Source organism: Thalassobius vesicularis (assembly GCF_004799325.1).
In the GTDB taxonomy this organism is placed as follows: domain Bacteria; phylum Pseudomonadota; class Alphaproteobacteria; order Rhodobacterales; family Rhodobacteraceae; genus Thalassobius; species Thalassobius vesicularis.
Window position 1 is genome coordinate 62,986 of record NZ_SSMD01000008.1, and the last position, 11,979, is coordinate 74,964.

General features: G+C 64.9%; 15 protein-coding genes. 10 read left to right on the plus strand and 5 right to left on the minus strand.

Features of this window, described 5'->3' with window-relative positions:
- The first annotated feature begins 38 nt into the window (after positions 1-38).
- Genes E7681_RS15195 through E7681_RS15205 form a run of 3 tightly spaced genes read left to right on the plus strand, consistent with a single transcriptional unit; the run spans position 39 to position 2,501 of the window.
- The gene (locus E7681_RS15195) at positions 39-761 is read left to right on the plus strand and encodes a response regulator (RefSeq protein WP_136340155.1); all 723 of its coding nucleotides are present in this window, start codon (positions 39-41) and stop codon (positions 759-761) included.
- The gene (locus E7681_RS15200) at positions 758-2,179 is read left to right on the plus strand and encodes an ATP-binding protein (protein ID WP_136340156.1); all 1,422 of its coding nucleotides are present in this window, start codon (positions 758-760) and stop codon (positions 2,177-2,179) included. Before E7681_RS15195 ends, E7681_RS15200 begins: the two co-directional genes overlap by 4 nt.
- 1 nt (position 2,180) lies before the next feature.
- Complete coding sequence (locus tag E7681_RS15205; RefSeq protein WP_234163378.1) at positions 2,181-2,501, plus strand: SHOCT domain-containing protein; 321 nt, start codon at positions 2,181-2,183, stop codon at positions 2,499-2,501.
- 99 nt (positions 2,502-2,600) lie between these two features.
- Here E7681_RS15205 and E7681_RS15210 read toward each other — a convergent pair whose 3' ends face one another.
- Genes E7681_RS15210 through E7681_RS15225 form a run of 4 tightly spaced genes read right to left on the minus strand, consistent with a single transcriptional unit; the run spans position 2,601 to position 6,007 of the window.
- Positions 2,601-4,727: a protein-disulfide reductase DsbD family protein gene (locus E7681_RS15210; RefSeq protein WP_136340157.1), complete on the minus strand. Its 2,127-nt coding sequence runs from the start codon at positions 4,725-4,727 to the stop codon at positions 2,601-2,603.
- Positions 4,721-5,491 (minus strand): DsbA family protein, encoded by a 771-nt coding sequence (locus tag E7681_RS15215; RefSeq protein ID WP_136340158.1) that lies wholly within the window; start codon positions 5,489-5,491, stop codon positions 4,721-4,723. Before E7681_RS15215 ends, E7681_RS15210 begins: the two co-directional genes overlap by 7 nt.
- Complete coding sequence (locus E7681_RS15220; protein WP_136340159.1) at positions 5,488-5,736, minus strand: hypothetical protein; 249 nt, start codon at positions 5,734-5,736, stop codon at positions 5,488-5,490. Before E7681_RS15220 ends, E7681_RS15215 begins: the two co-directional genes overlap by 4 nt.
- Before the next feature lie 10 nt (positions 5,737-5,746).
- The gene (locus tag E7681_RS15225; RefSeq protein WP_233253376.1) at positions 5,747-6,007 is read right to left on the minus strand and encodes a DUF2933 domain-containing protein; all 261 of its coding nucleotides are present in this window, start codon (positions 6,005-6,007) and stop codon (positions 5,747-5,749) included.
- Between the two features lie 258 nt (positions 6,008-6,265).
- Between E7681_RS15225 and E7681_RS15230 the strand changes: the two genes are divergently transcribed.
- From E7681_RS15230 to E7681_RS15260, 7 genes are all read left to right on the plus strand, one after another.
- Positions 6,266-6,730 (plus strand): c-type cytochrome, encoded by a 465-nt coding sequence (locus tag E7681_RS15230; RefSeq protein WP_136340216.1) that lies wholly within the window; start codon positions 6,266-6,268, stop codon positions 6,728-6,730.
- A gap of 50 nt (positions 6,731-6,780) precedes the next feature.
- Positions 6,781-7,116 carry a hypothetical protein gene (locus E7681_RS15235; RefSeq protein ID WP_136340161.1) on the plus strand — a complete coding sequence of 112 codons (336 nt, stop codon included), beginning with the start codon at positions 6,781-6,783 and terminating at the stop codon, positions 7,114-7,116.
- Positions 7,117-7,127: 11 nt separating this feature from the next.
- Complete coding sequence (locus tag E7681_RS15240; protein ID WP_136340162.1) at positions 7,128-7,640, plus strand: cupredoxin domain-containing protein; 513 nt, start codon at positions 7,128-7,130, stop codon at positions 7,638-7,640.
- Positions 7,641-7,706: 66 nt separating this feature from the next.
- Entirely contained in the window at positions 7,707-9,101 is a 1,395-nt protein-coding gene (locus E7681_RS15245; protein WP_136340163.1) for a multicopper oxidase family protein, read from the plus strand.
- A gap of 110 nt (positions 9,102-9,211) precedes the next feature.
- Positions 9,212-9,595, plus strand: coding sequence for a c-type cytochrome (locus E7681_RS15250; protein ID WP_233253382.1), 384 nt, complete (start codon positions 9,212-9,214; stop codon positions 9,593-9,595).
- Between the two features lies 1 nt (position 9,596).
- Positions 9,597-10,328: a DsbA family protein gene (locus E7681_RS15255; RefSeq protein ID WP_136340165.1), complete on the plus strand. Its 732-nt coding sequence runs from the start codon at positions 9,597-9,599 to the stop codon at positions 10,326-10,328.
- Positions 10,325-11,011: a L,D-transpeptidase gene (locus E7681_RS15260; RefSeq protein ID WP_136340166.1), complete on the plus strand. Its 687-nt coding sequence runs from the start codon at positions 10,325-10,327 to the stop codon at positions 11,009-11,011. Before E7681_RS15255 ends, E7681_RS15260 begins: the two co-directional genes overlap by 4 nt.
- A gap of 268 nt (positions 11,012-11,279) precedes the next feature.
- Here E7681_RS15260 and E7681_RS15270 read toward each other — a convergent pair whose 3' ends face one another.
- Positions 11,280-11,939 (minus strand): recombinase family protein, encoded by a 660-nt coding sequence (locus tag E7681_RS15270; protein WP_342777068.1) that lies wholly within the window; start codon positions 11,937-11,939, stop codon positions 11,280-11,282.
- Between the last annotated feature and the right edge of the window lie 40 nt (positions 11,940-11,979).

Below are 11,979 nucleotides of genomic sequence, written 5' to 3' on the forward strand. Positions count from 1 at the left end.
GTGCTGACCGCGCGCCGCCACACTGCCAAATGAGAAGTATGAACAGTTTGCCGCATATCCTCGTCGTCGACGATCACCGCCAGATCCGGGACTCGGTCACGCGATTTCTGGAACGCAATGGCATGCGGGCGACGGCGGCCAAGGATGCCCGGGAGATGGACGAAAAGCTCGCGAAAGGTCACTTCGACCTGATGGTGCTCGACGTCATGATGCCGGGCGAGGACGGGCTTTCGATCTGCAAGCGCCTGTCGGCCGAGAAACGGCTTCCGATCATCATGCTCACGGCCCTCGGGCAGGATCAGGACCGGATCGTGGGCCTCGAGATCGGCGCGGACGACTATCTGCCGAAACCGTTCAACCCCCGCGAGCTGTTGGCACGGATCAAGGCGGTCCTGCGCCGCGCGCCCGAGGAGAGACGCGAGGCCGGGCCGCTTTCGGGGCGCATCCTGCGGTTCGGCGGACTGACGCTCGATACCGACGCGCACATGCTGACCGACCGGGACGGCAATCGCGTGCAACTGACGACGGCGGATTTCCGGCTGTTGACGGTCCTTCTGGCGCGTCCGCGCACGGTTCTGAGCCGCGAGCAGCTTCTCGACCTCACGGCCGGGCGCGCGGCGGGGCCGCTCGATCGTACGATCGACAACCAGATCAGCCGGCTGCGGCGCAAGATCGAGATGGACCCGTTGCGCCCGACGCTCATCACCACCGTGCGAAGCCAGGGCTACAGTCTGAACGCCGATGTCGAGGTGGTCGAATGACCCGGCCGCGGATAGGCAGCCTGCGCGCGCAACTCGTGCTTCTCATCCTCGGGGCCCTGGGCCTAGCGCAGGTGGTGAGCCTGTGGCTCTTCGCGGACGAGCGCAGCCTTGCCGTCCGCGCCGCCCTGGGTTTCGAGGCGGCGGGGCGAGCCGCCAATGTCGTGCGGCTGCTGGAAGAAGCGCCGCCCGATCTGTCCGCGTCCATCGTGCGGGCGGCGAACTCACCGCTCGTGCGGTTCGGTCTTGCGCCCGCGCCAAGCGTGACCGTGCCCGACCATCATCACGCAGACTACATCGAAACGCGGGTCCGGGCCTTGCTTGGCGACAGCTTCAGTCGCGACATCAGGGTCAACCTGAGGGAAACCACCCTCCCTCTTCATCCGATCCCGAATCTATCCCCGCAAATGGCCGAGATGCATCAGGACATGATGCGCGGCCGAATGCAGGCGGTCGAGATGACTTTGTCCATCGCGCTCTCCGGCGGTCAGTGGCTGAACGTCGCCACTCGGTTCGAACGCCCGCCATTGCAATGGCCGCTATCGTCCTTTCTCGCCTTCGGGCTGACGGCCGGGTTGATCCTCGTCGCGGCGTTCTGGTTCGTGATGACCCGTCTGACCGGGCCGCTCCGCGATCTGTCGCGCGCCGCCGAGGACCTGGGGCGCGGCGACGTGCGTGAGCCGCTGCCTGTCGCCGGCCCCGACGAGGTGCGCGACCTAACCCGCGCGTTCAATCGCATGCAGGATCGGCTGACGCGATTTGTCGCGGACCGCACCCGCATTCTCGCCGCGGTCAGCCATGATCTGCGCTCGCCGCTCACGGCGATGCGGTTCGATGCAGAACTCGTCGAAGACGAGCAGACCCGCGAGAGCCTGATCGCGTCCATCGACGAGATGCAGGCCATGGCCGAGGCCACGCTCGACTTCGCCGAGGGGCTGGCCGGGCGCGAAGCCTCGGAGCTCGTCGACCTGCCCGACTGGCTCGAAACCCTGGCGGGTGACAAGGCCACGCCGTTCGTGCTGACCGGCGGCCCGCCGATGACGGTGCGCATTCGCCCGCTCGCCCTGCGCAGGGCCGTTCGCAACCTGGTCGAGAACGCCACCCGATATGGTGGCAGCGCCACGGTCGGCTGGCACCGCGCGGGCGACGATCTGGTGATCGAGATCACCGATGATGGCCCCGGCATACCCGAGGAAGAGCTCGATGAGGTCTTCGCGCCGTTTCACCGGCTGGAAGCGTCCCGTTCGCTCGAAACCGGGGGGCATGGGCTGGGCCTTGCCATAGCGCGGGCGATCGTGCGCGGACACGGGGGCGACATCCGGCTTGAAAATCGGGCCGAAGGCGGTCTGAGGGCATCGATCTTCATCCCGCTGGCGGAGGACACACAAAACAACGACCAGACGAAGCAGAAGGAGACCTGAAATGAGACGAACGGCAATCTGGACAACCATCGGGCTTGCGGCGCCGACACTGGCCGCCGCGGACCCCGGGGAAAACTGGCAAGGAGGATATGGTCACATGATGTGGGATGGCGGGTACGGCATGTTCGGCGGGCTGATGATGATCCTGTTCTGGGGTGTCGTCATCGCCCTGATTGTTTTTGCCGTGAAATGGTTCACCGACAATCAGGGCGGCGGAAATCGCGGAAAGCGCGATGCGGTGGACATCCTGCGCGAACGCTTCGCTTCGGGCGAGATCGACGAGGAAGAGTTCGACCGGCGGCGAAAGGCGCTGGAAAAGTGAGGCCGGCACTCGGCCGTTCCCGCCGCGGCGGGAATGGTCGAAACCATTGCCACGAAAAGCAGCGCCTGCCGCACCCCGAAACAGGTGAGGCACGTGCGTTCAAGGCTGGCCGGCGATGTCCCGTTCTTCCCCAACGGCATCGTCGAGCGCCGCCATGACCACGTCCGGGGTCAGCAGTTCCGGCAGGACGATGCCGTCCGGGGCGGCCGGACCATAGACCGCATTGAACGGAATACCGTAACGGTCGAAGCTTTCCAGATAGCGCGAAATCGCCGGATCGGGCCGCGTCCAGTCGGCTTGCATGGGGGTGACGCCCTCGGCCGCAAGCGCCGAGACAACCGGTTCGCGGTCCAGCACGAGCGCCTTGTTTGCCTTGCACGTCAGGCACCAATCGGCCGTGACGTCCACGAACACGACCTCGCCCCTCGAGACACGGCGGGCGATCTCGGCCCTGTCGAAGCGCACCCACTCGGTCACCTGAGACGAAAGCGCGCGGGGCGTTGATGTGTCGGCCAGATCTCCCGCCGCGAAGAGTATGATCCCCACGAGGGGCAGCGCGAGCCCGGCACGAACTGTGCACCGCAGCCTCGACAACGACAGCAGCATCACGAGACCGGCGGTCATCCCGAGGACCGCGAGCATCGTGGTCGTGCCGGCCACGCCCCGCAGCACCCAGACCAGCCAAGCCGCGGTGACGGCCAGCAAAAGGCCCAGCATCACCCGAAGCGCGATCATCCACCGCCCCGGCCTGGGGAGGTGACGGACCAGACCGGGGCGGGCCGCGACCAGCAGGTAGGGGGCGGCGAGCCCCAGCCCGAGGAAGGTGAAGACCAGCGCGATATCCACGCCGCGCCCGGCCAGCGCGAAGGCAATCGCGGTCCCGAGAAAGGGTGCGGAGCAGGGCGTGGCCAGCACCGCGGCGAAGGCACCGGTCAGGAAATCGCCAACATGCCCCCCGGCGCCGCCGGCCCGCGCAAGCCGGGTCTGCAGGCTTGGAGGCAGGCTGATCTCGAAGGCGCCCGCGAGGTTCGCCGCGAAGATGGCGAGGATGGCCACCATCAGCGCAAGGAAGACCGGGTTCTGGAATTGCAGGCCCCAGCCAACGGTGACCCCCGCCTGCCGCAGCGCGAAAAGGACTGCGGCGAGGCCCCACATGAAGGCCATGACCCCCGCGGCCGAGGCGAGGAAGCCCCATCGCACGCGCGCGCGACCGGCACCTTCCAGCTTCATGGCAGAGGACAGCTTTATCGACAGCACCGGCAGTACGCAGGGCATGACGTTCAGGATCACCCCGCCCAGGAAGGCCGTCAGGGCGATCCAGACCATGCTGGAAAGCGGCGCGGTGGTGCGGGCTTCGGTGTAGGGCGGGGGCGGCGCGGTCGCGACCCTGTCCGGCGTCACGGTCACGGCCCAGCCATCGGTGTCGGTCGCGGTGAGCGATATCGCGGCCGTTGGATCGGCGGGCGGCGATATGATGGGCAGGCGCGCCCAGAGCAGATCGCCATCCTCACCCAGCCTGATGTCAGGGGTTCCGAGAGAGGCACCTTCGCCCAGTTCCGGGAACACATCCGGCGCCTCGAAGGGCGAGGAGCGCCGCAGCGTCACGGTCAGCGCGGTTACGTCGGCATCGACATGCGCGGTGGCGGACCGAATGCCCCCGTCTTCCGCCCCAACCGGGACGCGACCCGCGTAATCGGCGATGCGCGCCGCGCTGTCCGGGTCGATCGACGTGCCTTGGGGCAGGTCCAGCGACAGGCTGAAATCCTGCGGCACGCAAACATCGGAGCAGGTCAGCAGCGTCACCGAGGCGGAGAGATGGGCAGGCTGGCCCGGCTGTTCCAGCGCGATGCGCAGCGGAAAGACGACCTCGCCGTGATAGCCGTAATTCTCGATGCCGAAGGCAGTGAACCGCTCGGGCGCGGGCCATTGAAATTCGACCTCGGCCACGTTGCGCGACCCGGTCCAGTCGATTTCGGGTGGGAAGCCCACCTCGCCGGGTGTGCGCCAATAGGTTTTCCAGCCCTCGCCAAGCGCCAGCGCCAGCCCCGCCGAAACCGTCCCCGCGCCGGGCGCGATGCCGTTTTCGGCCGTGATGAGCTGCGCGCTGACCGCCGGTGTCGCCGCTCGTTCCGATGTCGCAGCCAGAATTGCCACCGACGAGGCGACAAGAGACAAGACGCTCAATGCGATCGTCGCGGCACACTGTCTGCTCGATCTGTTCAGCATATCCTTTGCCAGCCGTCGTCGAGTTCGATAGCGATCACGCTGCGCAACACGGCGTCCGTGATTTCGCCTTGGATGACAGTGCCGCCAACCACCATGGCCGGCGTGCCGATGAAGCCGAATATCCGGGAAAGCGCCTTGCTGACCATGAGGTCTTCGGCGACATCCTGGCTTTGCATGTCATTTATCAGGCGCTCACCATCAATTCCGACGGTCTCGGACAATCGCAGAAGATAGTCGCGTGTCGGCTGAAACGGCGTCGTCCACAGAGCTTGCTGAAATGCGAGATAAGCACCCTGGCGTTTTGCTGCCAAAGCCGCTCTCGCCGCACGGTCAGAGCCTTCGCCGAGAAGCGGTAGCTCGTGCCAGGAAATCGCAACGCCGCTATCAAGCTGTTCGGCAATATCTGCCAAGCGCCGCATCTGCACGCGACAGTAGGGGCAGTAATAGTCCGAAAACGACGCGATCGGTACGGTCGACGGATCTTCTGCCACATCCGCGTAAAGCGCATTGCAAAGATCGGCTTCTACGGCCGCGATGGTTTCCGCTCTCAACCCGTCGTCTTGGGCTTCAAGGCCGACAAATGGGTCGAATGCGCCGGACGAGGAACTTCCGCCCGTTATCCTCCGGAAGCCTTCTGGATTCGCCAAAGGCTCAAACTCAGGCAGACCCGAGAAACGATCCAACAGGGAAGGAAGCGCCTGAAAGCCGACAACAACGCCCGCAGCGACGCCGAGAAAGGCAAGTGTCGAACGCCTGGATGTCATGGCAATTCCTGCGATCCGATGGCGAGGGCGTCGAATCCATAGCCGACCCGCCCATCATCGCAAGCGAGGGTGACGACACCGTCCGGGCCGGTCCGGATCGCGCGGCATCCATCCGGAAGCGTGAACGCCGCGCCGCGCGTTGACAGCGTGGCGTCGGTATTCAGGCACTGCCGCACTCCCGCTCCGCAACCGGCCAGTGCAAGAAGGCCAACCAGCGCCAGTTTCGGGCGCGCGCCGTGGATCATTACCGTGCAATCAGCGCGGGGCATGGACCGGGACAACCGCCGGGCCTTGTTCGGGGTTCTCGTCCGGGGTCTTCTCCCGGGGATTTGCGGTGTTGTCGTGGCAGGATCTGCCCATCATCCGATGCATCACGACATGCGCCCCGAGGCACAGCGCCAGCGGGGCCAGAAGGCCGAGGTTGCCCGCAAGCCCGCCGAGCGTTCCGCCCGCGACAATGTAGACGCCAAGCGGGACGAGCATCACGGCACAACAGGCCAGCATGCCAAGCTTCATTCCGGCACCATTCGATAAAAAGTTCCTTGGGTTCCAGGACATCACATCCTCCGCAACACTCTACCGGCCGCACGTTAGGTGCCTTTTCCGGGTGAAGGTCAAGGATACATTCGGTTACAAAAAACACGGGGCTAACGGATTGCAACGTGGCTGAGAGCCGGTAAAAAAAATCCTCAAGTTTCGAGCGGTCTGAACCCACAGTGCCTTGGCCGGCGCCTGGGTGGAGTGGAGCAGATCAAAGGCAAGAAAAGGGCAAACATGAACAAGCTCGGGCTTCTCATCGGCGGTGTGTTTGTCGCCGGGCTTGGCGTGGCGATCTGGGAACTCACGCAACCGGCCGAGCCACCGGCAGGGACGATGGTTCACCCGGAGCCAACAGCCCTGAACGACCTGGCCGAGGGCGCGCCCATCGTCGAAGTTCGGCTTCCCGAACAGTTGTCGCCCGAGGCGGCGATCGGTCAACGCGCCTTCGAAGCCGTGTGTGCGGCGTGTCACGGGGCCAACGCGGCCGGTCAGAACGGTGTCGCGCCGCCGCTGATCCACCGCACCTATGAGCCGAGCCATCATTCGAACGAAGCCTTTCAGATGGCGGTTCGGAACGGCGTGCGCGCCCATCACTGGCCCTTCGGCAACATGCCCCCGATCGAGGGTCTGACCCGCGCCGACGTTCAGTATATCACCCGCTACATCCGCGAGGTGCAGCGCGAGAACGGAATCAATTGATGCGAGCTCTGTCCTTGCAAGCCGCGCTCGGCGGTCTTGTCGCAATACTGATGATCGCGCTCGTGGCCCTCGCCGCGCCGACACCCGGCCTTGCCGGCACGTGGGATGCGCATTCACAAATCGTCAAGGTCTCGGACGGCGGTGTCGCGACGGCCGGGCACGCTGCGCATGAGGACACGCACGACGGATCTTGCCATCCCGACCCGTCCTGTTCCCCGGCCGCCATTTTGATGACCCGACCCTTATTCGGGGCACACGGTTTCCGGGCCGTGCGTCAGCCGCTCGCGAAAACAGCAATAGGCGGGAGAAATGCGCCCGTGGATCTTCCACCCCCGCGCGCCTGGGCCTTGTCACGACAGCATTCCCTGAAAGACACCCAGACATGAGAGACCAAGACATGATCAAGACACTTCTGACCGGCACGGCGCTCGTGGCCAGCCTCACCGCTTCCGTGGCCCTGGCCGATGCAGGGCACGGCAGCGGTATCGGAGAACCCGGCGACGCCGCACAGGTCGACCGCACCATCACCATCGAAATGGACGAGATGAAATACAGCCCCGAAAGCATCGAGGTCGCACCCGGCGAGACGATCCGCTTCGAAGTCGTGAATGTCGGGCGCGCCGTGCACGAGTTCAACATCGGCACCAGCGAAACGTGGAACGGGCATCGCGGCGAAATGCGCACCATGATGCGGGAAGGCATGATGACGATGCGCAGCATCAATCATGACCGCATGATGGAAGCCGGGATGATGCATGACGATGCCAACAGCGTCCTGCTGGAGCCGGGCGATACGGGCGAAGTCATCTGGACCTTCCCCGAAGGTGGCGAGATCGGATTCGCCTGCAACGTGCCCGGTCACCGCGAGGCCGGCATGGTTGGCGATTTCCGGATGGGCCACGACTCCTGACGCTCAAACGACAAGGGGGTGGGCGAGACTCTCGCCCGCCTCGACACTGTTGAGGAGGTATTGGCCATGCTGACACGACGCGCCTTTATCGGACAGACCGCCGCCACTCTGGGCATGGTGATGAGCGGTCGGCAGGTGCTTGCCGCCTCTCATGCGCCCGCGATCCTGACAGCGCGCGAAGCCACGGTCCAGCTTGCCCCCGACGGTTATCCGGCGACATCCATCTGGGGGTATGAGGGCCGCGCGCCCGGCCCGGCCATCCGGGTGCGCCGGGGCGAACGGGTGCAGCGGCGGCTGGTCAACAACCTGCCGGAGCCGACCTCCATCCATTGGCACGGCATCCGCATCGACAACGCGATGGACGGTGTCTCCGGCCTGACGCAAGAGGCCGTCGCGCCGGGTCAGGCTTTCGACTATGATTTCGTGGCGCCCGATGCCGGAACCTACTGGTACCACGCGCATAACCGGTCCTGGGTGCAGGTCGCCCGCGGCCTGCATGGGCCGCTGATCGTGGAAGAGGCCGAGCCGCCGCAGGTGGATCGCGAGGAGACCCTCGTACTCGACGACTGGCTGCTCGACCCCGAAACGGCGCTGATTGACGAGAGTTTCGACAATCCCATGCGCATGAGCCATGGCGGCCGGATCGGAAACCTGATCACCACGAACGGTCAATTCGATCCTGCAATCCCGGTAGAGCGGCACACGCGTCTGCGTCTGCGGCTCATCAACGTATCGAACGCGCGGATCTTTCCATTGCAGCTCGCAGGGTTGCGGGGCTGGACGGTCGCGCTCGACGGCATGCCGCTTGCCACCCCCGAGCCGCTGGAGGGCGTGCTCGTCCTCGCCCCGGCGCAGCGCGCGGACCTGATCGTCGATGTGACGGCCGAGGCGGGCGAGACAGCCCATCTCGTGCGGCTCGGCAATGACGACCGCCCGGCCTCTCAGGTGGCATTCCCCGTCTCGGCCAGCGCCGCGCGGACCCCGCGAGCGGCACCCGCGGCGTTGCCGCCCAATTCCGTCAGCGGCCTCGGGTCGCTGGCCGATGCCCGTCCTTTGCGGCTGGTGATGTCGGGCGGCGCCATGGGGCGAATGAATAGTGCCGTGCTGGGCGGAGAGCGCCTGGGCTTTCGCGACCTCGCGGCGCGGGGGCGGTTCTGGGCCTTCAACGACATGGCAGAGATGACGCAGGCCCCGCTGGCCGATCTTTCCCTTGGCGAGCGGGTGCGGCTGGAGATCGTCAACGAAACCGTCTTTCCCCACGCCATGCATCTGCACGGGATGCATTTCCGCGAAATCCGCGACGGCAGACCCGCAGGCCCGATGCGCGACACGCTCCTCGTGGCCGCACAAGAGACGCGCGAGATCGGCTTCGTCGCCGACAATCCGGGCGACTGGCTGTTTCACTGCCACATGCTCAGCCATGCGGAAAGCGGCATGATGACATGGGTGCGCTTGACATGAAGGCCTGGGTGATGATCGCCGCGCCCGTGGCGCTTGGCCTTGCGGGGGCCGGGGCGTGGTTGGCGCTGCGTGACGCGCCGCAGGCCGCCATAGACCCTGCCGTGCCGGTGATGCCGGCGACGGTGGATATCGCGCAGGGCGAAGCGCTTTATGCCCAGAACTGCGCCGCCTGTCACGGCGCCAACCTCGAAGGACAGCCGGACTGGCGAACCCCCGATGCGGATGGGCGTCTGCCCGCGCCGCCTCACGATGAAACCGGGCACACATGGCACCATCCCGACCGGATGCTGTTTGAATACACGAAACTCGGCGGACGCGAGGCCCTGGCCCGGCAAGGCGTGGAATTCGACAGCGGCATGCCCGGTTTCGGCGACGTCCTGACGGATCGCGAGATCTGGAACATCCTCGCCTACATCCAATCAACCTGGCCCGAGCGCGAACGCGCCGCGCAGGCCGAACGCACGGCCGCCGATCTGGCAAACGGAGGAAATTGACATGAAGAATTACATTTCAATGATGGCGATGGCGCTTTTCCTTGCGCTGCCCTTGCAGGCAGCGGCGCAGGACATCTCGGAGGACAGGGTGCGCGAGCTGGTGCTTGAGACGATCCGCGAAAACCCCGAGATCGTCATGGAGGCCGTCGCGATCCTCGAAGCCCGGCAGGCCGAGGCACAGGCGGCGTCGCAAGCCGAGGTCCTCTCCCGCGAACGTGACACGCTGGAACGCGACCCCAATGCGCCGGTCCTGGGCAATCCGGAGGGCGATGTCACGGTGGTGGAGTTCTTCGACTACAATTGTCCCTATTGCCGTCGTGCCAAGCCCGAGATCGAGGCCCTGCTGGCCGCCGATCCGGATGTTCGCCTTGTCTATCGTGAATGGCCGATCCTCGGCGAAGGGTCGGTGTTTGCTGCCCGTGCCGCGCTGGCCGCGCGCGAACAGGGGCTTTACGAAGACTTCCATTGGGCGCTGATGGGCATGAGCGGCCGCGCCGAGGAGTCGTCCGTCCTTCGGATCGCGGAAGACATCGGCCTGGACGTCGCGCAATTGCGCCGCGACATGGAAGCGCCGGAGATCGACGCACATATCGAAACTTCGATGCGCCTGGCGCAGGTCCTCGGCATCACGGGCACACCATCCTTCGTGATCGGCGACGCCCTTGTGCCCGGTGTCGTGGATGCCGAGCAGTTGCAAACGCTCGTCACCGATGCGCGAGAACCGGAACAATGAACGCGGCCGGAAAGACGGGCCTGACGCGCCGCCATTTCATCATCACCGCAACCGCCCTATTTTCGCCGCCCATCTCGGGGCCGCTTCTGGCGGATAGCTGGCCGAGCGAGGCGCAGAAAAGCGCATGGGATGCCGAGGTCACGCCGCCCTTCTTCAACCTTGAGATATCCAATCCCTGGGGGCTCGATCCGCGATTTCTTCCGCAACGGGTCGAGGCGCGGGCAGGCCTTGTTCCGGGGAACATTCACGTCGATGCCATCGCGCGCTACCTTTATCACATCGAGGAGGGCGGGACGGCCATGCGCTATGGCGTGGCCATCGCACGCGGCAATCTCTACGAACCCGGCACCTACACGATCCGGCGCAAGGTGCGCTGGCCGCACTGGACCCCGACGCGCTCGATGATCGAACGGGATCCGGAACTGTACGCAGATGTCGAAGACGGAATGGAGCCGGGTCCTGACAATCCGCTCGGCGCGCGTGCCCTGTATCTCTACGTGGGCGATCGCGACACCTATCTGCGCATTCACGGCTCGCCCCAGCCCCGCTCTATCGGGGGCCGCGCGAGTTCGGGCTGCGTGCGGATGGTCAATGCCCATGCCATTGCGCTCTACCCGCTGGTCGAAACCGGGGTGACGGCGTATCTGCATCCGCCTGAGGACTACGTCGGCGCACACAGTTGAGTACGAAATTCGAGGCGCCCGAGAGACGCTGGCGAAGCCACTACGCGAAAGGACCGGATTTGGGACGAAAATTCATCAATAGCTTGGCATTGTCGGCCCTTCTGGGCGGATGCACCGCTGTCGTCGGCACCGAAGACTCGGCCCCCGATCCCGTCCCCGAGCAGGTTGTGGCCCTGGCAGCCCCTTACCAGGATGTCTCGACGGCGCGCCTTCTGCCACGTGACGGGTGCTACTGGGGGTCTGTTCCGGCTGGGGGCAGAATGACACCCTAAGAGTTTTCCCTGTGTCGTTTCATTATGTCGAGCACAGTATTTTTGCTGATGCCAAGATCACGTGCAATCCAACGGTATGAACGACCTTCTGCAACGGCTTGAACGACCTTTGGTGCAAGTTTGTCGGATTTCGGCCTTTGTCCGGGTTGGCGCCCGAGCTTCTTGCCGCGCGCCCGGGCCGCGGCAAGACTGGATTTGACGCGTTCGCTGAGCAGATCGCGTTCGAACTGGGCAATTCCTGCCAGCATGGTCGCCATCATTCGGCCATGCGGCGTGTCCAACTCGAATGTCATGCCACTCATGGCGACGACCAAAACCTTCCAGCCAGCCAGCTTGTTCAACGTGTCCAATAGGTCCTGAGTGGAGCGGCCCCACCGGGACAACTCGCTGACAAGGATGGCATCTATCTGCCGTGCCTGAGCCAGATCGAGAATTCGGTTCCGGGCGACACGATTGGCGGCGGCACCCGAGGCCGTTTCTTTGAAGACGCCTATCACCTGGTATCCGCCGCGTTCAGCAAAAGCTGTCAGTTCCATTACCTGTCTGTCACACGACTGATCGGCAGTGGAAGCCCTAGCATAGATGGCTGCGCGCTGTCCCAGTTGAACCCCCTCAGAGATTGGTCTTGCAAGCCTTTGATTTTGCTGGTGCGAGATGTGTCCCGAACAGACATCTGATTAACAAGGACAAACCAAC